Source organism: Vibrio wakamikoensis (assembly GCF_050337275.1).
In the GTDB taxonomy this organism is placed as follows: Bacteria; Pseudomonadota; Gammaproteobacteria; order Enterobacterales; family Vibrionaceae; genus Vibrio; species Vibrio chaetopteri.
Genome location: NZ_JAKJST010000022.1, coordinates 122,464 through 148,535, shown reverse-complemented (window position 1 = coordinate 148,535; position 26,072 = coordinate 122,464). Strand labels below are relative to the sequence as shown.

Annotated in this window: 23 protein-coding genes; 10 read left to right on the top strand and 13 right to left on the bottom strand. The window is 45.7% G+C overall.

Annotated elements, in window-relative coordinates; all coding sequences use genetic code 11:
* From L4C42_RS13795 to L4C42_RS13775, 5 genes are all read left to right on the top strand, one after another.
* Nucleotides 1–251 (top strand): integrase core domain-containing protein (locus L4C42_RS13795; RefSeq protein WP_429760872.1); only part of this gene is annotated, 251 nt, incomplete at its 5' end.
* 225 nt (nt 252–476) lie between these two features.
* Complete coding sequence (locus L4C42_RS13790) at nt 477–746, top strand: hypothetical protein (RefSeq protein WP_429760870.1); 270 nt, start codon at nt 477–479, stop codon at nt 744–746.
* 157 nt (nt 747–903) lie between these two features.
* Entirely contained in the window at nt 904–1,986 is a 1,083-nt protein-coding gene (locus L4C42_RS13785) for an efflux RND transporter periplasmic adaptor subunit (protein ID WP_420884628.1), read from the top strand.
* 8 nt (nt 1,987–1,994) lie between these two features.
* Nucleotides 1,995–5,054, top strand: a complete 3,060-nt coding sequence (locus tag L4C42_RS13780; RefSeq protein ID WP_429760868.1) for an efflux RND transporter permease subunit — start codon at nt 1,995–1,997, stop codon at nt 5,052–5,054.
* Nucleotides 5,055–5,973: 919 nt separating this feature from the next.
* Nucleotides 5,974–7,617 carry a peptide MFS transporter gene (locus L4C42_RS13775; RefSeq protein WP_429760878.1) on the top strand — a complete coding sequence of 548 codons (1,644 nt, stop codon included), beginning with the start codon at nt 5,974–5,976 and terminating at the stop codon, nt 7,615–7,617.
* A gap of 71 nt (nt 7,618–7,688) precedes the next feature.
* On the opposite strand, the gene L4C42_RS13770 is transcribed toward L4C42_RS13775, so the two are convergent.
* The 6 genes from L4C42_RS13770 to yjjG all read right to left on the bottom strand — a co-directional run bounded on the left by L4C42_RS13770 (nt 7,689) and on the right by yjjG (nt 15,459).
* Complete coding sequence (locus tag L4C42_RS13770; RefSeq protein WP_353499719.1) at nt 7,689–9,845, bottom strand: c-type cytochrome; 2,157 nt, start codon at nt 9,843–9,845, stop codon at nt 7,689–7,691.
* The gene (locus L4C42_RS13765) at nt 9,842–10,453 is read right to left on the bottom strand and encodes a cbb3-type cytochrome c oxidase subunit II (RefSeq protein WP_353499720.1); all 612 of its coding nucleotides are present in this window, start codon (nt 10,451–10,453) and stop codon (nt 9,842–9,844) included. Before L4C42_RS13765 ends, L4C42_RS13770 begins: the two co-directional genes overlap by 4 nt.
* Complete coding sequence (gene ccoN, locus L4C42_RS13760; RefSeq protein WP_353499721.1) at nt 10,450–11,871, bottom strand: cytochrome-c oxidase, cbb3-type subunit I; 1,422 nt, start codon at nt 11,869–11,871, stop codon at nt 10,450–10,452. The genes L4C42_RS13765 and ccoN overlap by 4 nt, the downstream gene beginning before the upstream one ends.
* Before the next feature lie 10 nt (nt 11,872–11,881).
* Complete coding sequence (locus L4C42_RS13755) at nt 11,882–12,226, bottom strand: c-type cytochrome (RefSeq protein WP_418642811.1); 345 nt, start codon at nt 12,224–12,226, stop codon at nt 11,882–11,884.
* 299 nt (nt 12,227–12,525) lie between these two features.
* Nucleotides 12,526–14,568: a sensor domain-containing protein gene (locus L4C42_RS13750; RefSeq protein WP_418642810.1), complete on the bottom strand. Its 2,043-nt coding sequence runs from the start codon at nt 14,566–14,568 to the stop codon at nt 12,526–12,528.
* 216 nt (nt 14,569–14,784) lie between these two features.
* Nucleotides 14,785–15,459: a pyrimidine 5'-nucleotidase gene (gene yjjG / locus L4C42_RS13745; protein ID WP_353499723.1), complete on the bottom strand. Its 675-nt coding sequence runs from the start codon at nt 15,457–15,459 to the stop codon at nt 14,785–14,787.
* A gap of 201 nt (nt 15,460–15,660) precedes the next feature.
* On the opposite strand from yjjG, the gene L4C42_RS13740 reads away from it, so the two are divergent.
* From L4C42_RS13740 to L4C42_RS13730, 3 genes are all read left to right on the top strand, one after another.
* Nucleotides 15,661–15,843, top strand: a complete 183-nt coding sequence (locus L4C42_RS13740; RefSeq protein WP_353499724.1) for a hypothetical protein — start codon at nt 15,661–15,663, stop codon at nt 15,841–15,843.
* Between the two features lie 12 nt (nt 15,844–15,855).
* Nucleotides 15,856–17,076 carry an MFS transporter gene (locus tag L4C42_RS13735; protein WP_353499725.1) on the top strand — a complete coding sequence of 407 codons (1,221 nt, stop codon included), beginning with the start codon at nt 15,856–15,858 and terminating at the stop codon, nt 17,074–17,076.
* 171 nt (nt 17,077–17,247) lie between these two features.
* Nucleotides 17,248–17,544 carry a hypothetical protein gene (locus tag L4C42_RS13730; RefSeq protein ID WP_353499726.1) on the top strand — a complete coding sequence of 99 codons (297 nt, stop codon included), beginning with the start codon at nt 17,248–17,250 and terminating at the stop codon, nt 17,542–17,544.
* Nucleotides 17,545–17,810: 266 nt separating this feature from the next.
* On the opposite strand, the gene pstB is transcribed toward L4C42_RS13730, so the two are convergent.
* From pstB to L4C42_RS13700, 6 genes are all read right to left on the bottom strand, one after another.
* Complete coding sequence (pstB, locus tag L4C42_RS13725) at nt 17,811–18,560, bottom strand: phosphate ABC transporter ATP-binding protein PstB (RefSeq protein ID WP_353499727.1); 750 nt, start codon at nt 18,558–18,560, stop codon at nt 17,811–17,813.
* Between the two features lie 97 nt (nt 18,561–18,657).
* The gene (gene pstA / locus L4C42_RS13720; RefSeq protein WP_353499729.1) at nt 18,658–19,521 is read right to left on the bottom strand and encodes a phosphate ABC transporter permease PstA; all 864 of its coding nucleotides are present in this window, start codon (nt 19,519–19,521) and stop codon (nt 18,658–18,660) included.
* Nucleotides 19,522–19,526: 5 nt separating this feature from the next.
* A complete protein-coding gene (pstC, locus tag L4C42_RS13715; protein WP_353499730.1) occupies nt 19,527–20,459 on the bottom strand; it encodes a phosphate ABC transporter permease subunit PstC in 933 nt (310 codons plus the stop codon).
* A gap of 93 nt (nt 20,460–20,552) precedes the next feature.
* Entirely contained in the window at nt 20,553–21,374 is an 822-nt protein-coding gene (locus L4C42_RS13710) for a phosphate ABC transporter substrate-binding protein (RefSeq protein WP_353499731.1), read from the bottom strand.
* Nucleotides 21,375–21,723: 349 nt separating this feature from the next.
* Nucleotides 21,724–22,353, bottom strand: coding sequence for an outer membrane beta-barrel protein (locus tag L4C42_RS13705; protein WP_429760861.1), 630 nt, complete (start codon nt 22,351–22,353; stop codon nt 21,724–21,726).
* An 87-nt stretch (nt 22,354–22,440) separates the two neighbouring features.
* Nucleotides 22,441–22,737, bottom strand: a complete 297-nt coding sequence (locus L4C42_RS13700; RefSeq protein ID WP_353499733.1) for a hypothetical protein — start codon at nt 22,735–22,737, stop codon at nt 22,441–22,443.
* Between the two features lie 388 nt (nt 22,738–23,125).
* On the opposite strand from L4C42_RS13700, the gene L4C42_RS13695 reads away from it, so the two are divergent.
* The gene (locus tag L4C42_RS13695; protein ID WP_353499734.1) at nt 23,126–23,986 is read left to right on the top strand and encodes a LysR family transcriptional regulator; all 861 of its coding nucleotides are present in this window, start codon (nt 23,126–23,128) and stop codon (nt 23,984–23,986) included.
* 49 nt (nt 23,987–24,035) lie between these two features.
* Here the strand turns inward: L4C42_RS13695 and L4C42_RS13690 are convergent, their stop codons facing one another.
* Nucleotides 24,036–25,367 carry a DEAD/DEAH box helicase gene (locus tag L4C42_RS13690; RefSeq protein WP_353499735.1) on the bottom strand — a complete coding sequence of 444 codons (1,332 nt, stop codon included), beginning with the start codon at nt 25,365–25,367 and terminating at the stop codon, nt 24,036–24,038.
* A 411-nt stretch (nt 25,368–25,778) separates the two neighbouring features.
* On the opposite strand from L4C42_RS13690, the gene L4C42_RS13685 reads away from it, so the two are divergent.
* On the top strand, nt 25,779–26,027 hold the full coding sequence (locus L4C42_RS13685; RefSeq protein WP_042495096.1) for an Lpp/OprI family alanine-zipper lipoprotein: 249 nt from the start codon (nt 25,779–25,781) through the stop codon (nt 26,025–26,027).
* Nucleotides 26,028–26,072: the final 45 nt, after the last annotated feature.

The window sequence follows — 26,072 nt, the reverse complement described above, 5'->3', positions numbered from 1 at the left end:
GATATCGCATAACTCAGAGCATGAGTCGTCGAGGTAACTGCTGGGATAATGCTCCTATGGAGAGGCTATTTAGAAGCTTAAAAACCGAATGGATACCAGCTACTGGATACCTGACCCAAACTCAGGCAAAGAAGGATATCAGCTATTACTTGATGGATTACTACAATAGGCAACGGCCTCATCAAGCAAATGATGGGCTATCGCCAGTTACTGCCGAAAATCGGCTTAAGTTAGTGTCCGGAATTTGTTGACCACTACACATCTTACTTGGCATAAACGCACCAATCACAGAGCGCTTACCGTTCTTAGTTGAGCAGGAGTTAGCTCAGCTCACCGCTAAAGTACTGTTAAGACGAGACCACCCTATAGCAAACCAACCTATTACTACCGAAAATCTCGCCTCCTACCCCCTAGCAAGGCTTCTCGTCAGCGACTACAGCAAACTAAATAGCCCTACCGTTGAAACCTTTAAGCGTTTGGGTTTTGAACTTGAAGTAGGCTTTGCTTCTGAGTTTCCAGTCGTATTATTGGATGTGCTGCGTCACTCTGATATGTTTATGGGAATAAACGACATTTTTTCTATTCAAGACTACCCTGATTTGGTGATGCTTGACCCTGAAGTATATGTGCCCGAAATTCACTATTTTGCAAATGGTTACTTCCATTCTCGACACGCCAACAGTGAAATGATGAACTGGTATATCCAATCTTTAACTCATATTTTTGAGCGAAGTAAAAAGCACTAAAACTGAGCCGCCTTAATTCAAATACCTGCTCATTTTCCGATCAACCTCACACCCCGACCATCTTCTTGGTGTTTTACCTTTCATAAACATACCCAAGGTAGACAGCAGTGAAACTCATTGATTAACCTATACATTGCAGTTGGTTGTATAGGAATTAATGATGCGCACTTCGAAAATACTAATTAAAGCATCAGTGTTAAGTGCTATAGCTCTAGTTTTAGGCTGTAGCGAGAAAAATGAAACAGACCTCATCGCTGTCGAGCCATTAACAGTCTCCACTACCGATGTCGAACTCACCCCTTCCTATCAAGTGAGGCGAGAATACGTAGGCACAGTCAAAGCCGGCCAACAAGCTAAACTTGGCTTTGAGTTAGCGGGTAAGATTGAGGTCATTTTGGTCGATGTTGGTGATAGCGTTGCAAAAGGTACTGCTTTAGTGCGACTCAATACCGACCTTTTGAAAACGGAACTTGGTCAACTTAACGCCCAGGACAGAGAGGTGCGCGCGCAATTAAAGCTCGTCAATGCCAACTTCAAACGTCAACAATCGCTAAAATCCAAAGGGTTTAGTGCGGATGCAGAAATCGATGCACTTACCAGCGAAAAAGGCGTCCTACAAGCGAATCTTGTCCGTTTGGAAGCGGCAATTCGCGCTAATAGACTGCGCATCGAGAAGTCGACTATTCTGGCTCCGTACGCGGGACGTATCGCTGAGCGTTACGTCTCGTTAGGTGACGTTGTCAATGTGGGTACCCCGACATTTGTACTGCTTGCAACAGAAGGGAAAGAGGCATTTATTGGCATCCCTGCTAAGCAGCTAAAGCGTGTTACCGCCCTCACCTCTCCTATCATCCGAGTCGATGACAACGACTATGCCGCAACACTGCTCAATCCGGGTGCGATGGTAGACACCCAATCACGAAGCGTTGGGCTTAGATATCAATTACCCGAAAACCCCGACCTACTAGAAGGTCAACTGGCCTACCTTTCCTTTAATGAAACGGTGCAAGACAGCGGTTACTGGGTTCCTCTTACTGCGCTTATCGATGGACTCCGTGGCGTCTGGAACGTATACGTGGTCGGAGAGGACAATAAAGTTGAAAGACGCAGCATCAACGTGCTTTATGCTGATGGTCAGCGCGCATTTGTATCCGGGGCTATAGAAGATGGCGAAGCCATTATCGCCAGTGGATTGCATCGTGTAGTACCAGGGCAACCTGTTCAAATTGCGCAGCAATAAGGATCATTATGAAGCTTATTGATGCAATCACTAATACTCGTCTATTGCTACTGGTTACCGCACTATTGATCGTCAGCGGTCTAGCCGCGTTTACTTCATTGCCACGGGCAGAAGATCCCATCATTAGTAATCGCTTTGCCAACGTCACCACCAGTTTTCCTGGTGCGAGCGCCGATCGTGTGGAAACACTGGTCACTGAGGTCGTAGAAAACAAATTGCGCGAGCTAAGTGAAGTTAAGTTGCTCACATCCAGTTCGCGTCCTGGAGTTTCTATCGTCACTATTGAGCTCAAAGACGAAGTGACAGAGCCAGAGCCTATCTGGTCAAAAGCCAGAGACAAACTTTCAGATGTTGAACCGTTACTTCCAGTTGGAACCGCACCACCCGATCTCGATAGCGATCATACCTATGCATTTACTGTCATCTCTTCACTGACTTGGGACGGTGCGGGCGAATCGGATATTTTGACACTAGGTCGTTATGGCAAGGAGCTAGCGAAGAGGCTACGCACTTTATCTGGCACCGAGTTTGTTGATGAATACGGCATGCCGAAAGAAGAGATCCAAGTAAACCTACGAACCGCAGATACTTCAGCGTTTGGGGCATCGAGCATTCAAATAGGTGATAGCCTGCGTGGTGCTGATGCAAAGAACTCAGCAGGGCAACTAGTAAGCCAGTTCTCGCGATTCGGCTTGGAAATTGAATCTGAACTAGATTCGATTGAGCGAATCAAACAGGTGCCTCTTCTTGTCGCTAGGAACGGACATATCATCCGTGTGGAAGACATTGCAACCGTCACTCGAAGCCAAAAAACACCAGAAAGTGAAGTGGCAATTATCGATGGCCATCCTGGTGTGATTATTGCTGCCCGCATGGAGCCGGAACTTCGAGTTGATCAATGGACGGCACGAGCAAAAACGGTCATCAATCAGTTCGAACGCGACCTTCCAAGCAACATCAAAGTCACTCTGTTATTCGACCAACAAGGTTACACCACAACACGTTTGGTCGATTTAGGTAAAAGCCTGCTGATTGGCTTTTCTCTTATCCTCATCGTACTTTTTGTCACCCTTGGTGTACGCGCAGCCATACTCGTTGCGATAGCCCTGCCACTGACCTGTATGATCACCTTGTCATTGATGAAAATGACGGGCATTCCTATTAACCAAATGTCGGTAACCGGACTCATTGTCGCGCTGGGAATCATGGTCGATAACGCGGTGGTCATGGTGGATACAATTCAGAGCTATCGACTCAAAGGTCAAGCAAGGCTAGAAGCAACCATCAATGCTATCTCCCACTTATGGGTGCCGCTCCTTGGCTCCACACTGACCACCATTTTGGCATTTGCGCCTATCTTCTTAATGCCGGGCGCAACAGGAGAGTTTGTTGGCGCGATTGCCATTACCGTCTCGTTCTCGTTGGTTGGCTCTTATATTCTGTCGCATACCGTAATCGCAGGCTTTGCGACTATGCTGCTGCCAAGCCATGCCACTGGCAACCATTGGTATAACAGCGGCCTACGCATTCCAGCGTTGACCCGTGGATTTAGCCAGTCAGTCAGACTAGCCATCAAACATCCAGCTATTTCACTCGTCGCGGTTCTCGCCGTCCCGGTGACGGGCTATTGGAGTATATCTCAGCTAACCGAGCAATTCTTCCCACCCTCGGATCGAGATATGTTTGAGGTTCAAGTATATCTGCCGCCACAAGCTAGCTTGTATGCGACGAAAGCGACGACTAAGGACGTCGATGCCATTATTCGCGACAACCCGGGCGTTGAGCGTGTTGATTGGCTAGTGGGTGCTAACTTTCCTTCTTTCTATTACAACCTACAAGCAACGCAAAATAACGCACCGTATTTTTCACAGGCCATGGTTAAAATGGAAAACTTTCAGCAGGCTAATTCGCTAATACCGAATCTGCAAGCTCGCCTAAATCGCGAGCTTCCTGGAGCACAGATCTTAGTGAGAAAGCTCGAACAAGGCCCTCCGTTCCGCGCCCCTATTGAGCTTCGAGTCTATGGTAAAAACCTAAATACACTCAAAGCGATAGGTGAAGATATTCGTCTTATTTTGGCTAATACACCTCACGTCACGCATACGCGAGAAACGCTTCAACCTGGCACGCCCAAAGTTTGGCTTAAAGTCGATGAAGACACCGCAAAGCTTAATGGCATTTCACTCAATCAATTTGCCAATATGTTGCAGGCTACCATGGTAGGGCGAGAAACAGGCTCTGTGACGGAAGGCAGTGAGTCGATCCCAATACGTGTTCGAGTCGCCAATGAAGAGCGCGAAAATCTATCACACCTTGGTAACGTAAGATTGCCTATTGCTTCTGAGGTTTACACCACTGGCGTCAACGTATCGACATTGGCCGAACTTGAGCTGACAACCAGCCGTGGTGCTATTACGCGTCGCAATGGTGAGCGGGTTAATACTATCGAAGGCTATATTCAAGCAGGCGTATTACCACAAACAGTGTTAATCGACTTTCAACAAAGACTTGAATCTTATACTTTGCCCTCTGGCTACCACATCGATTTTGGTGGTGAATCCGCTGAGCGCGATCGCTCGGTGGCATTGCTCATCTCCAATATCTCTGTCGTGGTGGTTTTGATGGTCTTAGTTGTGGTGATGTCGTTCAACTCATTTAGACTAAGCTCAATCATTTTCATGGTGGCTGGCCTGGCCGGCGGTTTAGGTCTGTTGTCTGTGTGGATCTTTAACTACCCGTTTGGCTTTACCGTTATCATTGCGATGTTGGGTATTATGGGACTCGCAATTAATGCCGCGATCGTCATACTCGCTGAGCTAAGAATGGATGAAAAAGCCGCCAGTGGTGATATCGACGCTTCTGTTGATGCCGTCATGTCGTGTACCCGTCACATTACCTCCACCACCATTACCACTGTGGGTGGCTTCATGCCTTTAATCATTGCAGGTGGTGGCTTTTGGCCACCTTTTGCAGTCGCCATTGCCGGTGGTACAGTACTGACAACACTATTATCGTTCTATTTTGTTCCTGTCATGTATCGCTTGATGGTGAAGAAAACAGCTAAGTAAATTGAGTTATAAGTTCCTTCACAGCTCCCCTTGATTACATCGGGGGGAGCCTCAAACGTGTACACCTACTATAAACAGTACAAAGCAACTGCCTGATTCACGTTAATACTGCTGCCCTTTAGTTACAAATTGTAGATATAGCGCGTATATAGCCAGACAGGACATTCCATACACTTCTATTGCTTCTGTCGGGTGACTTACTATATAACCCCAGATGTCGGTCAAATCGTTCATTTTCGCCTCTGATACTTAATTTAATTTTTAGGTACCAAATCCGTTTGCTGCCACTGCTCCATCCTACCCTTTAGAAATTGACATAATGAATCACTCGCGAGCGCCGCTCGGCAAAGCTCAATCAGAAATTCTTTGGTCATTTAAAGGGAGAGGTAATTTTATCAATGAACTGCTCAGTTTTTGAACTAGCCAGAAGTTTCACTTATTGGTGAATCTTGCATGTTCTAACGGATTTCACAATGGATACAGTGCCCACGATGGAGATAAGGCTTGCGGAAAATTTTTTAAGGCTTACGCCAGTCTCATCGTACTCGCTCAATTATCTATTCGAATGACCAATACAAACTCAATTGGTATGAATCGCAATCAGCCCTAGCATCTACCACAAAGCTTGAGCAAACTAATACGTTGTTGGCTTGGCTATTCACTTCCCTAACACAAAGCACAAAGAGGAAAATAATGAAGTACTTTCTAATTCAGAATGGTGGGGCTCGTTTTATTCTGAATGTTCCCGAGTTTCGACAAATTACGGGCGTAGGCTGGCAGGTTGTTGAAGTCATTATTGCAAGTAGCAAGAGAGCCGCTTGGAAAAGTGTTACGAGACATTAGTAAAAACAGCCCATCACCTCTTTCGAAGCGATGGGCTGTTAAGGTGACTATAGATTAGCTACGGTCTTCTGCAAACATAAATACCGCCACATTAGTAATACTCACCTTGTTGATTAGAAAAACTCGTGCTCGCGCCCCACATTCTCACCCAGCGATAAAACATGTAACAAATCTTGTCTGCTATCATAAGTTCGGACATTTAAACCGCTTAATAGCAATTATTAAGGACAAAGTTATGTGGAATAAACTAAATAAATCCATGATGTTCTGCCAAATGATGTTTGGATTATCATTTTACGGCGTCATGGTCATCTTAACTCGATTCTTCCTCGAGAACCTCGATTACAGCGAAGCGGACACCATGATGGTCGTCGGTGCCTTCTCATCTATCGGCCCACTGTTCGCCATTGCAGGTGGCTTTATCGCCGACAAATTTCTAGGCGCGTTTCGGTCTTTAACCATCGCCTACCTTGGTTTTACCTGTGGTTATGCTCTGCTAGTTCTGGGCGCATCAACCGTTAACATTCCAATAAGTCTCGCTGGTATCGCACTGGCAAGTTACGCACGTGGCTTAATGTCCCCATCTTACCCAAGCCTTTATAAGCGCACGTTCAAAAGCCAAGAAGACTTTGAAAATGGTTACCCTGTTAACTATTCAGTGAACAACATTGGCGCCCTACTTGGCCAGTACCTATTCCCAATGTTTGTTTTGGTGATTGGCTTCTATGGCAGTTTTGCGCTTTCCGGAATTTTGGCGTTTACGGCTTTGTTTATGCTGTTCACATTCAGAAAACAGCTGCAAGGTATCGGTGCAGATATTGATAAAGCGCCAGTCTCTAGCGCTAACTGGATCAAGTTTGCGATTACTTCAGTGGCCATGATCGGCATGGTGTTCTTTATGTTCTCGAACATGGACATCGGTAAAAACATCGTTTACGCCATTGGTTTGACTGCTATTGGTTATTTCATCTCACTGATGTTAAAAGCCGAAAAAGCCGATGCACTTCGCATGGGAACCATCATTATTGTTACCGTTCTAACGACAGCGTTTTTTGTCTATTACGGACAAATGATGACATCAATGACTATGGTGACCATCAACACCATGCGTGGTGATTTGTTTGGCATCATTCCAATCGCACCTGAAGCGTCAATGTCGATGAACCCACTTTGGTGTATTGTTGCAGGACCTGTGATTGCAGCGACTTTCTCTGGACTAGAAAAACGCAACATCCACTTTACGACCGCCACCAAGATTGGCTTTTCATTCATCATGACAGCGATTGCGTTTGGTATTTTGGCGTTTGCAGTGAAGAATGTTGGCGAAGATGTGATTATCCGCCCTGAGGTGTTCCTCGTGATTCACTTCTTCCAAGCGTTTGCTGAAGTCATTGTTGGTTCATTAGTTGTCGCCTTCATTCTATCGGTGGCACCGAAACACATTGAGAACTTCTCGGTAAGCCTATTTTCAGTGGCAATCGCTTTGTCTGGTATTGTTGGCGCTGTGTTCTCTACTTCAATCGCAGCAGAGAAAGGCCAAGAAATCACTCAAGAGTTCGTGCAAACCGTTTATGGTGACTACTTTGGTTTATTAACGATGTTAGCCGTTGTAATGGTGCTCGTTGCTCTGCTCTCATCCATTGCAATTCGCAAGATGCTTGCCGCAGCGGATGCTCATCAACCGAAAGAGCAAGTGGAACTGACGGAAGCGGAAAGTTAACCATAGAAAAGGCTCGCTATTTTAAATTTAGCGAGCCTTTTTCTTCCCATTAAACCCAGATCAAAACAGGCTTAGTTGACGTTAATGTTGCCATCACGCTGGTCATACATTTCAGGCGTAACGTGTAAACCTCCTGAGTAGCCTGCTTTTTCCAACATTTCCCTCACTTGTTTCACATCCTCTTCCGTGACTGGCACTTCACGTGCCCCCAAATGGAGTCGAACGAAGGTGATCAGCTCTGCCAGCTTTTTATCCGACAACACATCTTCAAAGCTCGCCATCGGCATAAAATTTCGCTCTTTGTCTAAATACGTAGGCTGGAGCCCGCGAATAGTTACAGCGATCGTATTGAACGGATCACTGTGCATGATAATGCCATTATCTAGCAAAGTTGGCGCAATGGGATCTCGTCCTTTACCGTCTGGCCCATGACATGCGCCACAAGTTTGGTTGTAGGTGGCATAGATATCTTCTGCATACGAGACTTCATCAAACCCTTTGGGCTCTAATCGTACCGCGGCATCACTGATCATATTATTGGAGTCACCCGCCAATAGGTAATAAGACATGGATTCAATATCTTCTCTGGTCATCAAACTCAAGCTGTTCTTGATTACATCGGCCATACCAGCAAACGCACTGCCCTTATCAGAGTGACCTGTATGGAGGAAATCAGTTAAAGAAGTCAGATCCCAACCATCGATAAACAGCTCTTCTGCCGTGATGTCCGGCGCATGCCATCCGTCGATTAAATTGCCTTGGAATATACGATCATTATCGAGCGCTTGAGCGATATTTCTTGGCGTATGGCATTCCGAGCAGTGACCCAATCCAGCAACCCAGTATTTACCGCGCTGCCACTTTTCTACATCCTCCACTTTATTCTGTAGTTCGGCAGGCACTTCGTATTCCATTGGTTTGCGATCGGCAAAAACAATGTCCCAGGCAAGGAGACCTAAGCGAATGTTCGACGGGAACATCATTTGATTGGCGTCATTTCGTCTTGATACAGCACCAATAGATTGCATGTATTCCCACATATCGCGCAAATCTTGCTCAGTAACATGTTGGTAGGAAGTAAACGGCATTGCCGGATATAGATACCCATGTCTCCCTTTACCATCAACGAGAGCGGCTCTAAAGTCCTCGTAGTCATAACTACCAATACCTTCTGTGACATGAGGCGTTATGTTAGTTGAGTAAATGGTGCCAAATGGCGTGACAAACGGCAGGCCACCAGCAAACGGCTCTCCCCCCTCGGCGCTATGACAAGCCACACAGTCTCCTGCATGAGCCAGATACTCGCCGCGTTCAACCGCCTCTGCATCCAGTGACGCAAGTCGGTTATCGTTTTGCAGGCGAGCGTGGGTGATATAAGCACCAATCGCGAGGATTTCATTTTGAGAGAGCTGCTCACCAAAGGCAGGCATCACATTATTTAACCCTGCACGTATGGTGTGTTGGATCTCTTCTATGCTGCCTCCATGAAGCCAAATGTTGTCGGATAGATCAGGTACGCCCGTTTCCATATTCACTAAGCGACCGTCGCCATGGCAAGAAGAGCACGTTTTCACGAACAAGTCTTTACCAAGCTCCACCTTAACCTCTGGCACATCAGTATGGCGTTGGTTGAGTGATGCGAGGTAATAAGAAATTTTAGCGATTTCATCTGGCCTAAGCACATCTACCCACCCGGGCATCGCACCATTTCTACCGAGTTCGATGGAATGGATGATAGCCTCATCGGATCCACCGTACATCCATTCATTGTCGATAAGGTTTGGGAAATGCTTCGCTCCCTGCGCGTTGTCGCGATGGCAAGCAGCACAATGGGTTTGGAATAACATTTGCCCTGAAGAGACTATCTCAGTGTTGTCCGCCAACGAGATGAGAGACTGGTCTTGTACCAGGGAAAACTGAGCATCAAGGCTTGTCGTCGGCGCGCTGAGCTTGTCGTCGGCCTGATCGTAATTAAGCAACCCTGACCAACCGCTGATCCCCGGATATAAGATTAGATAGCCAAATGAGATAACGAACGCAGCAAAATAGGAAACAAACAATATCTTTGGCGGCGGCGCATCTTTTTCTTCAATGCCATCGAACGTGTCGAGCACTTTGTCTTTGTCCGCTTGATGATTATTGCGCCAATACTTAACAATCACAGCGACCATTAGAACGAAGAATACAAGGGTGCCCACGGCAGCCCATAGAGTCCAGAAACTACTCATTGCACACTCTCCTCAGCTGTATCGACACCAAGACTTTGCAAGTAGCGGATCAGCGCTTCACCCTTGGTTTTTCCTCTAACTTCTAACCTTGCGTTGGCAATTTCATCCTCAGAGTAAGGCACACCTAGTGCTTTCAAAGTTTGCATCTTTCCGGTTATGGTATCGCCAGACAGAACTTGTTCGAACAACCAAGGATAGGCAGGCATGATGGACGTTGGGACAACGCGGCGTGGATCAATCAGGTGAATGGCATGCCACTGATCTGAATACTTTCTGCCTAGATTGGTGAGATCAGGTCCTGTGCGCTTCGAGCCCCATAGATTCGGAAACTCATAAATATCATCAGACTCTTGATTGGCGCGGCCATTGCGTTTTATCTCAGGTTCAAGTGGACGAACCATTTGCGTGTGGCACACATGGCACCCCTCACTGATATAAATATCTCGCCCGGCCACCTCTATCGCCGTGAGCGGCTTCGCTTGGCTTTGCTGAACGAGCTCTGGGGTACGTAATAAATTTGGAAGCACCCATACTAAAATGGAGAAAGACGCCACCACAGCGGTCGATACGATCAATATCACCAAAGACTTAGTAAAATCAGCATTCATGATACGCCTCCTTCACTACTCACCCGACGAGTAAGCGGCGTGCGCACCGTGTTGTAGAGGTTCAAGACCATCAGGAATAAGCCAAGAACAAACAGCGCTCCGCCAAAGAAGCGTAAGAACAACCACGGTGCTTTGAAATTCATCGCTTCAACAAAACTGTATTGCAACTCGCCATTATCGCCTTGTGCAAGCCACATCACCCCTTCTCCGATACCCGCTACCCAAAGCGCAATGGCATATAAAGCAACACCAGCATGAGCAAGCCAAAAGTGCCACTTGAGCAACCTTGGTGACCAGAGCTCGTTTTTACCCCATAACTTAGGGATAAAGTAATAGAATACGGCAATCCCTGACATACCAACCCAACCTAAGGCGCCGGAATGGACATGTCCTATCACCCACTCACTGTTGTGCGCAATCATATTGAACCAACGAATCGCAAGCAGCGGCCCTTCAAACGTGGCAAGACAGTAGTAGAGAATGGCAGAGAAGAAAAACAGCATGATATAGTCGGTTTTCAGCTTCTGTTTGTTCTGAAGTAAGGTCATCGCACTGTTAAACGCCCCTGCCCAAGATGGGAGCCAAAGTATTAATGACATCACGATACCAATATTCTGCACCCACAGTGGAACCGAGCTGTAGATGAGATGATGTGTACCTGCCCAGGTATAAAAGCCCACCAAGCCCCAGAAGTGGATAATCGAAAGACGGTAAGAGTAGATAGGTCTGTCGGCAACTTTAGGTATGAAGTAGTAGTTCATACCAATGACCCCTGCGGTGAGTAGGAAACCGACGGCGTTGTGCCCCCACCACCACTGGACAATAGCATCCTGCGCTCCGGCATACACGGAGTATGACTTCATAAACGAAGCTGGCATAGCCAGGTTGTTAACGACAAATATCATCGCAATCACGATGATAAACGCTGCAAAGAACCAATTGGCAACAAAGATATGTTCGACTTTTCGCTTCGCTATCGTACCGAAAAACAGTACGCCATAAAGCACCCAAACCAACACGATTAGTAAATCGATCGGCCATTCGAGCTCTGCGTACTCCTTCGATGTCGTGTAACCTAGCGGCAAAGAAATAAGTGCAAGAAGCAGCACCAACTGCCAGCCCCAAAATACCATCCAAGACAAGCTTTTATTGAACAGCGCGCATTGGCATGTGCGCTGAACAATATACAAGGAAGTCCCCATCAGTATGTTGACGACAAATCCGTATATCACGCCAGAGGTGTGAAGCGGTCTGAGCCGGCCGAATTGAAAGTACTCGGAGTTAAAGTTGAGCACAGGCCAGTAGAGCTGAGCAGCCAATATAACGCCGATCACCATGCCAGCAACTGCCCAGATGAGTGACGCTAAAATAAAGTAACGAACGACTTTTATGTCGTAGTGATTCGCCGTGATGTCCATAAAGGCTCCTTCACTGCTTGTTGGCGTCAGAGCCTAATTTGGAATAGTAATACGCGATGTCAGCGATATCTTGATCACTCAATGCGTCAGCTTGTTGTTGCATCAGAACAGCAAGGCCGCCACTGCGTTCTCTGGTTTGATAACTTCGAAGAGCGGTCATCAGATATCCCATCTTTTGACCTTGTAGGTTGGGGTAGGACTCAATGCTGGAGATCCCTTCGTCACCGTGACAGGTGGCACAGGTTTTGGCTTTCTCCATACCCACTTTGAATCGCTCATCTGCGAGCGTCTGAAATGAAAACAAGAGTGTTCCAGTGAAAAGACCCAGAATCACCCCGGAGGTAAATTTACCCATGATGCGCTTCCTTGTTTGACGAAAGTCAGGACTGCATACTTACTGACGTAACGTTTACCGTTCTTGATAAAGCTAACTTGATTAGAAAGCATAGTAACGGGTTACGTGGTCAGTCAAAAATCACCGGCGATTAATACGTGTTTTCTTTATTGAGGGTGATGTGCCCGTGTTCTAACATCGCTAAGCCCTAACGATCATTGTTACGGGTTAGCGACAACAATAGTGCAAACAAAGGCGTATTTTCTTTAAGGATATACTTGGCAAACCTTACAAGTTAGAACGATAAGGTTTGCCGACAATTACGAAGAAATTAAGGAAACGAAGTCTTTCTCTGTCAGTGGCTTAGCGAAGGCGTAGCCTTGACCAAACTGACAACCATGCTGGGTAAGAAAGTCGATCTGCTGTTCGGTTTCAATCCCCTCAGCGACTACACGCAAGTCTAGAGCATTACCCATGGCGATAATCGCAAGTACTAGCGCGTTGCTATCACTTTGCTCTGGCACATCATTCACAAATGAGCGATCAATCTTTAGTTTGTTGATCGGCAGACCTTTCAAATAAGAAAGAGAAGAGTAGCCGGTACCAAAATCATCCAGCGAAACATCGACTCCTAGCTCACGTAACTCATTCAATGTATTAAACGCATGCTGCTGATTATGAAGAAGAAAACTCTCGGTAATTTCAATTTCCAGTTGTTCTAAAGGAAACTTCGTTTGGTCGGTAATATCGGCCAACTGTTTTACAAATTCCGCTCTTTGTAGTTGTAAGGCTGACACATTCACCGCCAGTTTTCCAAAGGAAAGCCCCTGCTCTATCCACGCTCTTCCTTGCTGACACGCGGCTTTTAACACCCACTGTCCAATGTGTTGTATCAGCCCTGTTTTTTCTGCAATTGGGATAAAAAGACTCGGAGGAATAAAGCCCAGTTCTGGGTGTTCCCAGCGTAGCAGCACCTCTACGCCAACTAGAGCGTTATCTTCAAGGCGATATTGTGGCTGGTAAGCGAGCGAGAGCTGCTCTTTGTCGACAGCATCGTGAAGGGCAGATTGAATACGTACATGCTGCACCGATCTGTCGGTTAAATCTGGGGAGTAGAAAGCGTAGCCACTACGGCCATTCTTTTTAGCCAGATACATGGCCGTATCGGCATTTTTGAGCAATGTTTCACTATCATAGCCGTCATTCGGATATCGTGCGACGCCAATACTACCCGACACTCGAAGATGCTCATTGTGCTCAAACACGAACGGTGTATTAAATACCCCTAAGGTCTGATCGATAATATCGAGCAGTGTCGCTTCACAATCATAATCGGTAAGAATAATAACAAACTCATCACCACCAATTCGGCCTATTGTTGCATTCCCTGCTTGCATCGTTTGTAAACGCTCAGCAACTTGCGCTAAGAGTTGGTCACCAAACAAGTGCCCTTTGCTATCGTTGATGTGTTTAAAATGATCAAGATCGAGAAACAAAGTCGCAAATGGAGTATCACTCTTTTCGCCCAAAGCAATGCTTTGTTCCAATAAGTGGGTAAGGTGAACACGGTTAGGCAAATTGGTTAACGGATCAAAGAAGGCCATCCGGCGCAGCTTCTCTTCGTGCGCTTTGCGCAGTGAAATGTCCTCAAATACGCAAATATAGTGCAGGATCTCATCGCTTTCATCGGTAATAGCACTGATAGTCGCCAACTGAGGGTAAATACTGCCGCTCTTTTTACGGTTAATGAATTCCCCTTTCCACTGACCATACTCCCTTAACTGTTGCCACAGCTCAGTGTAAAAGTCGGGATGGTGCTGACCAGATTGAAGAAAGCTCGGGTTGCGCCCTATCACTTCAGCTTCTTCATAACCAGTAAGGGCAGTGAATGCGTGGTTAACGTCCATGATGTTAGCATTGTGATCGGTGATCATCATGCCTTCTTGGAAATTGTTAAATATCTCTGAAGTAAGCGATAATCGAGCTTCTACTTGCTTTCTTCTTGTGGCGTTACGCGTCATGCCAATGATACCGACCAAGTCTCCGGCCTCATCCTTTATCGGAGATTTTACTGTCTCTAGCCAAACTTCGTTGCCCTCTCTATCTAGCGCAGCGCACTCTTCAACCGTTCGCTGACCGCCATTAGCGATCACTTTCTCATCGATATGTTTAAAATACTCAGCGCGTTCCGTACTAAACAATTGTTCGTCGGTCTTACCAAAGATATATTCGCGAGAATGACGCCAAGCGGTTTCGCTGGCTTCGTTGACAGCAACATACTGACCATCAGCATTCTTGACCCAAATATGGTCATCGAGCGCATCAATAAATTGCTGCAGCGTAGGAAGATTTTTTAAAGACATGATACAGAAACTCAGAACTACTCATTCGTTCGGCTAGGCCAAAGTTCCCTCGGCCGAAGTTTCAACATATCGTACTAAATGCAGGTGAAGATTTATACCGAACAAATGTTTGAATGTGAAGATAGTCAGTAACTCTAAAGGGGCAAAGTGCAAAGCTGAGTTTACAATTTCTCACAATTCACCCCAAAGTCGACTATGACTCGGAATATCCGAGGCTTATGCGAACAGCGTCATTCTAAGCTGTTCGAGGGAGTTCACTTCATAGTGTGGGTGAATACCCGCTGGCGTCTGAACACCTTGTGTGTTTAACCAACACGTTTCAATACCAAAGTTAATACCGCCAAGTACATCGGAATGAGGATTATCGCCCACCATCAAAATTTTAGTTTTGCATGGTAGCCCCATCAATTGATGAGCATGGTCAAAAATCCCGAGGTCCGGTTTTGCTACGCCCACTTCCTCAGAGATAACCACGTGCTCAAAGTAGTCGCTAAGCCCTGTACGCTCAAGACGAATCGCTTGCAACTCAGTAAAGCCATTGGTAATGATACCCAGTTTTGCATTGCCTGAAAGTGCGTCAAGCAACTCCTTTGCGCCGGGCAACAGTGTGCAGATATCCGCCATCGCCTCTAGAAATGCAGAATTTAACTCAAAAGGTGTGATACCAAGTTTCGTAGCCCAGCCTTCAAAACGGATGATTTTAAGCTCATCAGCAGTGATTTTGCCATCTTGGTAGTCCACCCATAACGGCTTATTGACCAGTTGATACGCGTCATAGTCGTCACGCGTGAAATTAACGCCAAAACGCTCAAACATAAGCTTCATGCCACCAAATGAATCAAAGTGGAACAGCGTCTCGTCTGCGTCAAACAGAACCCAATCGTACTTCATTATTGTTGTATCCCTAGTGATGAACGGCAGAATTATAACCGTTCAAATGGCGAATAGGTACTCAGTGAGAACGTTGATATTTATGTATGCATTTTATGCATACATTACTTCACTAAATGTCATTTGAGTCATACCCGGTAGATCATTACACTGCGCGCTCTTTTTTAACGCCACTTTTGCGCATCAACGCGAATTGAGTTTATGTTCTCACAATCCATTTTTGCTCAGCTAATACGAATGTTGCTGCTTCTTGCCGTGGCATTGATGGCGGTGCACCACTCACCCACCTTGCTCGACCTTTTGGCCAAGCAAGCCATTAACAGTGGGTGTCACCAACAAAACCCATCTGATCCTATGGATCACTCACACCACCATCATCACTAGAGTGTTATTACAATGAGTATTTTCCGCTTTCCAGCCCTAGTTTGGCTGGGTATTGGCATCCTTATCGTCAGCTTGGGCATTCGCCAGTCATTTGGCATTTTCATGATGCCAATTTCCGATCATTTCCAAACAGGGCGTGAATTCTTTAGCTTCGCCATTGCGCTGCAAAACTTACTGTTTGGTATGTTCCAACCCTTTGTTGGTATGGCTGCGGACAAATGGGGATCAAAGCGCATCATTTTGATGGGCTCTATCGCCTATGCCGTGGGCTTGTATTTGACCTCTGTCACTACAGAAGCTTCAATGCTTTACTTCTCATTAGGTGCATTGGTTGGCTTAGGTCTTAGTGCCACCAGCTATGTCATCATTTTAGGTGCGGTAGCAAAAGTGGTACCAGCTGAGCATGCTGCTAAGGCATTTGGCCTGACTACCGCGGCCGGTTCATTTGGTATGTTCGCGATGATTCCTGGCGCTCAATTGATGCTAGAAGACATGGGCTGGCAGGGTGCACTGCAGGGCTTTGCTGTGCTTTGTACCATGATGATTGCTTTCTCACTGTTTATGAAGTCAGCCCGTCCAGCAAATAGTGCTAATGGTGCTGCTGAGGAAAACGAGTTAACACTAAAACAAGCGCTTAAAGAGGCCTTCAACCACAAAGGTTACTGGCTTATCCATGCAGGCTTTTTCGTGTGTGGCTTCCACGTAATGTTCATCGCAACACACTTACCAAGCTACTTAGCTGATAAAGACCTTCCTGCTAGTAGTGCAGCACTGGCGCTTGCCTACGTAGGTATCTTCAATATCTTTGGTTCGTACTTCTGGGGTTTGATGGGCGATAAGTTCAGTAAACGCCATGTGATGTCGATGCTGTACTTATTTAGAACGGTTGTGATCGCTGCGTTTGTGACGATGCCTGTCACAGAGCACACCGCAGCGCTATTTGGTGGTGCCATCGGTTTTTGTTGGCTAGGTACAGTACCGCTGACGTCAGGCCTCGTTCGTCAGATCTTCGGCGCGCGTTACCTATCAACCTTGTACGGTTTGGTGTTCTTTACTCACCAAGTAGGCAGTTTCCTTGGTGCTTGGGCTGGCGGTAGGATCTACGATTACTACGGCTCTTACGAGCCTATCTGGTGGTCAACGGTTGTTCTTGCTTTTGCCGCCGCGCTGATTCATTTGCCAATCAATGATAAGCCGCTGCGCCCAATTGCAACGGCAACTGCAACCGCCTAGTTAACGCAACACAATCTCACTAAGCCAACGTTTATCCGTTGGCTTTCTTCTATTTTTAAAAGGTCAGTGTGACTTCAATCGCTAACTTCGATAGTTGCGACTTTTCTCCTATGGCAAGAGAGTGAAAACTTTCCTAGCATTAGAGCATTCACTCATACTTGGAATTACATTGTGGAAATTGATCAACAAAGTCCCGTAGAAGACTCGCAACTCGTCAAATGGCTAACGAATAAGCTCGGTGACCTTTCCCCAGCAGAAAATACAGGCGCTGAGGCATTAGACCGCAGTGATATCTTTGAGCTGAGTAAAGTGATTTCTGACTTCTTCGCCCAAGAGCATGTCGCACACAACGACAAAAACTACGCCATTGTTTACGGATTGATAACTGGCTACCTCACCGATCAGGCGGTATCTCATCAAGAGATGTTGGATTACCTCACCAGTTGCGTATTTCTATTCCAAAACTAGCTCGCTATTACAAGCAACACGTACGACTAACGTCAAACCTTTAGCGAGGTTTGACGTTTTTGTTTGTATTTTTCAACAGCGAAACTATCAACAAGCTCACTTTTTACAGGCGAAAAAAAGCCCTTCACAAGGAAGGGCAATAGTACCATCGCTTATAGTTATAGTGATATGCCAGTAAATTCTGTCATTCGCTAATGCTGTGATTCAAAACGAATCGTGCGATAAATGGAAATTGTGTTCAAACAATTGCAAGCCTTACGCTGCCATTAACCAAAGTCACCGTTTACGTAACCTTGAGTACGGTCATCACTTGGGTTAGAGAAAATAACCTGAGTGTCGTTGTGCTCAACCAGTTCGCCCATTAGGAAGAACGCAGTACGGTCTGAAATACGACGCGCTTGCTGCATTGAGTGAGTAACGATAACGATGGTGTAGTCTTTTTTAAGCTCTTCCATCAACTCTTCGATTTTGTGTGTCGCAATTGGGTCAAGTGCAGACGTTGGCTCATCCATTAGGATAACGTCAGGCTGCATGGCAATTGTACGAGCGATACATAAACGCTGCTGCTGACCACCAGACAAACCAAACGCATGTGACTTCAAACGATCTTTAACTTCGTCCCAAAGTGCTGCGCGGCGAAGCGAGCTCTCTACCACTTCGTCAATGTGCTTTTTGTCTTTGATACCTTGCGCACGAAGACCGTAAGCAACGTTCTCGTAGATGCTCATTGGGAATGGGTTTGGCTTCTGGAATACCATACCTACTTTGATACGTAGGTCTGCAACATCGATGTTGCCGTAGATGTCCGTGCCATCCATTTCTAGCAAACCGGTAATTTTAACGCCTTCGATAAGGTCGTTCATGCGGTTCAAACAGCGAAGCAGTGTTGACTTACCACAACCTGACGGACCAATTAACGCTGTTACTTGGCGAGTTGGGATCGGTAGGTTGATCGCTTTAAGTGCTTGGTTTTCACCGTAGAAAAGGTCTAGGTTTTCAATGTTAAACTTGTTCATGTCTCTATTCTCTAAATTCTTTGTCGTGTTAATTCGTGTAAATTTGATGGCTTGGCTCTTTATGGTCTGGCCTCACCATCAGTCGAATTGTTCTCAATTAGTACGTTGCTGTGTTAAAGCGGCTAGCGATAAACTTCGTTAGCGTGTTGATAAGTAGGACGACCACAATCAGTACAGTCGCTGTACCGTATGCTTGGTTCCACTCATCCATGGTAAACAGCTCCGTTGTGAGTTTGTACAGGTGAACCGTTAGGGTACGACCTGAATCTAGCAGTGAGTCTGGTACACGTGCCACCATACCTGCAGTTAGGAATACCGGTGCAGATTCACCGATAACACGACCAATACTTAGAATGACCGAAGTAAGAATACCTGGGGTTGCACTTGGCAGAATAAGACGCCAAATGGTGTAGATTTTCGATGCGCCCAAACCGTAAGAACCTTCACGGTAAGTTTGCGGTACCGCCATTAAGGCTTCTTCTGTCGTACGGATAATAACCGGTAGAATCAAGATACTTAGAGTAAGTGCACCCGATAGAATCGAGAAGCCAAAGCCCATGATTACTACGAAGAACGTCATACCGAACAGACCGAAGATGATCGATGGAATACCTGCCAACGACTCAGTACAGAAACGAATAACCTTAACCAGCTTACTGCCTACCTTAGCGTATTCGGTTAGGTAGATAGCCGTCATGATGCCTAAAGGCGCTGCAACTGCAATCGATGCGATAACCATGTAAACGGTCGAGATGATCATCGGGAAGATGCCCTTCTCTTCACCCGTTGCCGTGTAGTTATCAGTGATAAAGTTCCAATCTACGTGCTGAAGACCATTGGATAGGATGTACCAAATGATCCAGAACAAGAAGCCTACGGTCATTGCCGCTGCTGCCCAAACAAAGGCATTGAGAATCGCGTCTTTTTGAACACGCGCTTTCTTTAGTTTTACTGTATCCATAATAATTACTTCGCTTTCTCGCGGTTCAAGTAAAGGAGAGCTGAGTTGAGCATCATGATAAATACCAGAAGCACAACACCGGTCGCGTATAGAGCATTTGCGTGAACGCCACTTGCATAGGACATTTCAATTGCGATGTTTGCTGTTAGCGTACGGGCTGATTCCAAAATACTGCCAGGCATTGCAGGCGCATTACCCATTACCATGATGATTGCCATAGTTTCACCTAGAGCACGACCAATACCCAAAATTACGCCAGTCATAATGCCTGAACGAGCCGCTGGAACGAGAAGTTTAAAAATGGTGTAAATCTTTGATGCACCTAGAGCCAGTGAGCCTTCTTTGTAGGTGCGTGGCACAGCGCGAATCGATGTCTCTGAAACGGTAATTACCGTTGGAAGAATCATCACGCCTAATACGATGATACCCGCAAGAATCGTGTTGCCCGCTGGTACATTAAATACTTGTTGGATAAGCGGTACGATGATAATCAAACCAAAGAAGCCATAAACCACCGATGGGATACCCGCCAGTAGTTCAACCGCTGGACGAATAATATCCGCAAGGCGCTTTGGTGCGATTTCTGCGATAAAGATAGCCGTTAGAACACCAATTGGAACACCAACGACGACAGCGCCAAGCGTAGAGACAATCGATGCCACGATCATAGTTGCAACACCGTAAAGCGCAGGTGGTAACCAATGCTGACCTAATACGATGCCACTCACACCCACTTCTTGGAATGCCGGGATACTTTCTTTAACGATGAAGTAAGCAATAATGGCAAGAGAAACGATGCCGATTACTGCACTGGTAAGAAATAGTCCGTGGAAGAATCTCTCTTTCCAATCAACTCGTGTTTGAGCCTTAAGGCGGCGAGCTTCAGACTGAGTCGCTTCATTGTTCATAAGCTTCTCACTATTTGTTGCGATGGTCATAATTCTGCTTCTATGTTTAATTACTTCGATAGACGCGCAAAAGGCTCAGCCCGAAAAGGTGGGCTGAGCAACTTAAATATTTACTGGTGTTGCTTAGTTAACAGTGATGTAACCTTTCTTACCTGAGATAGCTTGAGCTTCTTCGCCAACCATCCAGTCTAGGAACTGCTGAGTTTCAGCAGAAGGTTTGCCATCTTTGTAAAGAACAAGGAATGGACGAGCAACTTTATAAGAACCGTTCTTCACGTTATCTACTGTTGCTGCAGCACCGTCAATTTTTAGAGGCTGAACTGTATTGTCTACTGTACCTAGAGAGATGAAGCCAATAGCGTATGGGTTGCTTGCTACAGATACCTTCAGTGCACCGTTACCGTTAGCAACTTGAGCACGTTGAGAGATAGCCGATACTTTCTTACCGCTGATCTTCATTTTTAGTTTCATGATGTCTTCGAATGCACCACGAGTACCTGAAGCCGTATCACGAGTGATAGCAACGATTGGCTTGTTTTGACCGCCAACTTGGCTCCAGTTAGTAATTTCGCCTTTGTAGATGCTTGTGATTTGCTCTGACGTTAGCTCTTTTACGCTGTTGTTTGGGTTCACTACAACTGCGATACCGTCACGAGCAATAACTAGCTCTTTAAGGTCTGCTGATTTTTCTTCTGCTTTAAGGTCACGAGAAGAGATACCTAGGTCTGCGCTGCCATCCTTCGCTGCACGAATACCTGCTGAAGAACCTGGTGCTTGGATTTCGATAAACACTGGTTCGCCTTTGTTCATGTAAGTTTCTGCAAAAACTTCAACCAGTGGAGAAGCACTATTAGAACCTACTACAGAGATAGTTTCTTTTGCTGAAGCTGATGTCACTGTTAGTGCGCCTAGTAGAGCGATTGCACCGATAACTGTCTTTTTCATCACAATTTCCTTTAGTGGCTTGATTGCCTTGTTTCGTTTGAACGCTGACAAGATTAGAGGTCGAATATGACAGTTGTGTTTCAGTTCCTTGAAAGGTCTATGACAAATGAGAATTTTGAAGATGGGGGTTTATGGGAGAAGATCACTTAAAATCAGTACTTTATCATGGGTAATTGAGTATAGACCCCAATATGACAGTCAAAAATTGTACTGTAATCTTTGTCATAAAGTGGTTTGTTTGCACAAAAGTTCGTCAATTTCAGCCTTTCTAAACGCTAAATTAACTCTAAAACACGTACTCTTTTGTCGCCGAATGGCAAAAAACCAGAGGAAGACCCCTGGTTTTTGGTTAAAATTTGTACCCGATAGAAAGACTGCCCTGCGTTTGATCCTTGATAATGCCGCGACTTCTAAATGGCGCCCGCTCCAATCGAGTATCAACATAAATCCCCAAAGCAGTGTTCACTCGCGCACCAATCGCAGCCGTCACTGCAGAGCCGCTCAATTTTTCAGATCCTAAGGTATCCAAGTTATCTGATGGCATCGTATTGCTCATATGATTAACTTCAAAATCGCCACCTTGAGTCGCGACGCCCACAGCGACGTAAGGCTTTATATCTACCACCCCAAGGTCAAACGCATAACCTACCTCAGCTTCGATACCTGCTCGCCAACCGTCGACTTCTGCTTCTGCTGCCCCAACCACCGGCGGTAGTACTTGTCCCATGTAAGGTTCAGCTGCATCAAAGACATACTCCCCTTGAGTTTTCCCTTTGAGCCCTTGAACATAGCCATTCACTGAAAATACACGGTTAACATCGTAGCCAAGCTCTAATCTCGGTTGAGCACCTAAACCACCAAGTTCTGTCGCTTGCCCCATGGTCGCTCCCGGACCAACACGAAAACCAGAGTATTCCGTATCTGCCATCGCGATTAAAGACATGCCTGCAACACACATTACTATTAACGCCTTTTTCATTTTATTCACCTCTAAGTTAATTCGGAATTAAACAAATGTTTACAACCCCTCAACCCCGCACGAAGGCGGGGGGAGTGAAAAGTGACGTTATTGATGTCTGCTCTTTGAGCGGAAAAGGCATTTAAGCTTTGAGCGAATAAGACTCACTAAAGTTTTTCCCAAAATGGCTATTGAACCAAATAGAATCACCTCGTTAATAACAAACCCAATTCCTACCACCGATACCGTTTCTGCTGCCGGCCAGTCCATGGCGGAACCCAGCGCCCCCAAGCCGGCCGGTACGGCAAACATACCAATATTGGTGAGAATAAAGGTGACCAGCGCCAACTTCTTTAGTGGAGTATCAGCCAACGAATACAGGTTTAAATCAGATTGATTTGACATGGAGACCTCTTTACTTGACAGCGTTATTTTTAGTCGCAAAACGCGAATAGAAAGCCAAATTTAGCGAGACTTTGCGTTCATAAGATTTTGCTGGGTCTATGTCTTTGTTGTTGGTTGATTTGATGTCAGTAGTCATGGTCTTTACCTTCTTTATGTCTAATAAAGCGCATCCATTCCACTATGTTGTCAAAACGATTGGTCTCGTTTTCCCCTCTGACACCGCTTATATTAGTCATCTTTACTGAAATACAAATTCATTAAACCTTAAGAATAATTGACAGGTTGTGTTTTTATTCCTCCTTGAATAATCATCTTGCAAACATCACTCACTTAACTAACCTTAAGGAATACAAACATAAAGACCATTAAAGGTGTAAGCTAAACTGATATGTTAACCGTGAATTTGCTACAACTTCAGGCCTTCGTTCTCTCGGCTGAAACCGGTTCTTTTTCTGCTGCTGCCAGAAAAATGAAGAAAACGCACTCTGCAATTAGCATGACGGTCTCTAATCTAGAGCTCGACGTGAACCAAGAGCTATTCGATCGTTCTACGCGCAACCCCACGCTGACGCCCGCTGGCGAAGTACTGCTAAAGGAAGCCAAGCTTATCTTGGCACAGTGTGAACACTTTGAGCGTCTCGCAAATGAGTTGGAGCCTGAAGAAGAGACAGAGTTCATATTGGCCGTTGATAACGTCTATAGCGTCCCGAATGAGAAAGACATCCTCCATTTGCTAGCAAAGGATTTTCCGAGGCTCAAGTTAAAGCTCCGAGAGATGCCATCCTCAGAGGTTGTTTCCGCGGTTGTTAAAGGAGAAGCCCACATAGGATTTACGCTGTTGGAGCAGCCTATTTTCAGTAATCTCGGCGCAATTTCACTCCCAAGTGCGGAGCTGCTCTATATTGCTAGCCCCGAGCATCCACTAGCTAAACTCGATACTGTCTCTTTGGTGGATCTACAACGTTACAGGCAAGCTTATCTGTCACATAATCGCAAAGCCTCAGACACGGCAATCTCACCCAATATCTGGGAATGTGAATCTATTTCAGCGGCGAAAACCGCCATTGGTTACGGACTGTGCTGGGGAATCGCGGTCGAACCTTTTATTCGTCCGCAAATAGAGTCAGGTCAGATTGTGAAGTTGAATGTGGAGCCATCATTGAGAAAAGCAATCCCAGCGGCGCTCATTTGGAAGATAGGAAGTGAGTCTGGAAAAGTGCATAAAGCAATACGAGCGTTATATAGCTAACGCCTTAAAACAAAAAAGGCCTCACCAATATATGGTAAGGCCGATTACTTTATTCGCTGTCTGCAGCTGGCTTAGGCTTTTTCTTCGGAATGAATACCGAATCACCCACAGCCACATTTTTATAAAAGGTTTTATCGCGATTCGCTGGTTTCTTAGGCGTCGCCTTCTTCTGCTGTGCTTTACCTTTAGCAGCCTGTGCTTTCTTATTAACGGCTGGTTTCTTAGGACGGAAGCCTTTGAATTTACCTTTCAGTCCTTCTAGTACCGAGAAGCCAATATCTTGCTGAAGGAAAGCCTCAACACGTTTAAAACTATCCCAGTCCTTTGGACCAACCAAAGAAATTGCATCACCTTTGTTACCTGCACGGCCGGTACGGCCTACACGGTGTACGTATTCCTCGGTGTGCTTTGGCATATCGAAGTTAATTACGTGAGTAACCGTTGCGATATCTATGCCTCGAGAAGCTACATCTGTGGTCACCAGGATCTTAAATACATGACGTTCAAACTGACTCATAATGGTGTTGCGCTGAGTCTGGTTTAAATTACCGCTTAACGCGATAGCCTTAAGCTGCTTTTCATTCAGCCATTTAGTCAAACGATCGGTATCAACTCGAGTTGCAGTAAAGATGATCACCTGCTTGTACTCGGCTTCTTCGAGGATACGCTCTAGTAAAGCTTCTTTATGATCTAGATGGTCACAAAGGTAGAATTTCTGAGTGATGTCTTTGTGTTCTTCGTTAGAGACACCAATTGAGATACGTTTTGGCGCATCCAGCATCTCTGCTGCAATGTCATTGACTTCAGCGTGATCAAGCGTCGCAGAAAACATCAGCGTTTGACGGCGGCGGTGTTTCGCAGCGTTGTGGATGCGGCGAAGCTCTGGAGCAAAACCGAGATCCAACATACGGTCAGCTTCATCAAGAACCAAAGTTTCCAAACCGTCGAGAAATGTTGAGCGATGCTCTAAATGGTCAGCTAGGCGTCCTGGAGTCGCTACAATAAACTTAGGATAGCGGCGCAGCGCTTTCACTTGGTCGTTAAAGTTCTCACCACCTAGAATGAGCGCAGCCTCATAAGACAGACCACCCAACATAGATTTAAGCTCACCGTACACCTGCTTCGCTAGTTCACGCGTTGGTGCCAGAATCACACCACGTGGATCTTTTGCAGAGAATGCTTTGTTCTTAAGAGATTTATGCAGCATCGGCAATACAAATGCCAAAGTCTTGCCAGAACCCGTTTTTGAAGACGCCAGCAAATCCTTACCAGCAATCGCGACCGGAATAGCTTGCTTCTGGATGTCGGTCGCTTTTTTAAAGTCGTAGTGACTTAAGTTCTTCAATAGTCGGTTATCTAGGCCAAGTTCTTTAAATTGCAATGCAAGTTCTCCTCAGACGGTTGCAGGCTAAAAATGAGGGCGCATGATACCCGATAATTCTCCTTGCCACCAGCGAACAATCGAGGTGAAAAACAAGGCATCTAGACACATTGTAGGAGAAGTCTGAACCAAAACCGCTCATTTCTTAACCTGAAAAAAATAAAATCAGCGGTTACAGAGACTTATAATGAGATGATTCCATCTACGTGACATAGGTCACATTAATCCTGCTGAGGTTAATCTCATAATTAAGACAAAGGAAGATTAACCCCAAAATGGCGTAATTTTTTGGTTTTTCTGACTTTTAAATAATTTGCGTTCTTAAAATTAGGCACTAAACTCAGAAATAGCCTTTATGCGAACATTCACGTTGCAGGGCTGTTCTAAATACTAATCCTGAAGGAGCTTATAATGAAGAAAGTTTTAATTGCAGCTGCAGCATCGTCAGTTTTACTACTTGCAGGTTGTGCGTCTGGTCCAGATGAAGCAACAACAGCAAAAATGGATGACCTAAGCAACCAAGTTAGCCAGCTAAGTGCAGACGTTCAAGCGCTTAAAAACGAAGTACAAGCAGGCAACAAGAATGCAATGGCAGCTCAAGAAGAAGCTGAACGTGCAAACGAGCGTATCGACAACATCGCTCAATCTTACACTAAGTAAGATGCTAGCTTAAGACAATGAAAAACGCCCACGATATCGTGGGCG

Coding starts and splice junctions, on each gene's coding strand:
- L4C42_RS13755 (WP_418642811.1), bottom strand. CDS start 12,226: ATGGGTAAATTTACCTCCGGGGTGATTCTGGGTCTTTTCACTGGAACA.
- L4C42_RS13735 (WP_353499725.1), top strand. CDS start 15,856: ATGAGTATTTTCCGCTTTCCAGCCCTAGTTTGGCTGGGTATTGGCATC.
- L4C42_RS13740 (WP_353499724.1), top strand. CDS start 15,661: ATGTTCTCACAATCCATTTTTGCTCAGCTAATACGAATGTTGCTGCTT.
- L4C42_RS13765 (WP_353499720.1), bottom strand. CDS start 10,453: ATGAATGCTGATTTTACTAAGTCTTTGGTGATATTGATCGTATCGACC.
- pstC (WP_353499730.1), bottom strand. CDS start 20,459: ATGACCATCGCAACAAATAGTGAGAAGCTTATGAACAATGAAGCGACT.
- ccoN (WP_353499721.1), bottom strand. CDS start 11,871: ATGGACATCACGGCGAATCACTACGACATAAAAGTCGTTCGTTACTTT.
- L4C42_RS13710 (WP_353499731.1), bottom strand. CDS start 21,374: ATGAAAAAGACAGTTATCGGTGCAATCGCTCTACTAGGCGCACTAACA.
- L4C42_RS13700 (WP_353499733.1), bottom strand. CDS start 22,737: ATGTCAAATCAATCTGATTTAAACCTGTATTCGTTGGCTGATACTCCA.
- pstB (WP_353499727.1), bottom strand. CDS start 18,560: ATGAACAAGTTTAACATTGAAAACCTAGACCTTTTCTACGGTGAAAAC.
- L4C42_RS13695 (WP_353499734.1), top strand. CDS start 23,126: ATGTTAACCGTGAATTTGCTACAACTTCAGGCCTTCGTTCTCTCGGCT.
- L4C42_RS13750 (WP_418642810.1), bottom strand. CDS start 14,568: ATGTCTTTAAAAAATCTTCCTACGCTGCAGCAATTTATTGATGCGCTC.
- L4C42_RS13785 (WP_420884628.1), top strand. CDS start 904: ATGATGCGCACTTCGAAAATACTAATTAAAGCATCAGTGTTAAGTGCT.
- L4C42_RS13770 (WP_353499719.1), bottom strand. CDS start 9,845: ATGAGTAGTTTCTGGACTCTATGGGCTGCCGTGGGCACCCTTGTATTC.
- pstA (WP_353499729.1), bottom strand. CDS start 19,521: ATGGATACAGTAAAACTAAAGAAAGCGCGTGTTCAAAAAGACGCGATT.
- L4C42_RS13685 (WP_042495096.1), top strand. CDS start 25,779: ATGAAGAAAGTTTTAATTGCAGCTGCAGCATCGTCAGTTTTACTACTT.
- L4C42_RS13705 (WP_429760861.1), bottom strand. CDS start 22,353: ATGAAAAAGGCGTTAATAGTAATGTGTGTTGCAGGCATGTCTTTAATC.
- yjjG (WP_353499723.1), bottom strand. CDS start 15,459: ATGAAGTACGATTGGGTTCTGTTTGACGCAGACGAGACGCTGTTCCAC.
- L4C42_RS13780 (WP_429760868.1), top strand. CDS start 1,995: ATGAAGCTTATTGATGCAATCACTAATACTCGTCTATTGCTACTGGTT.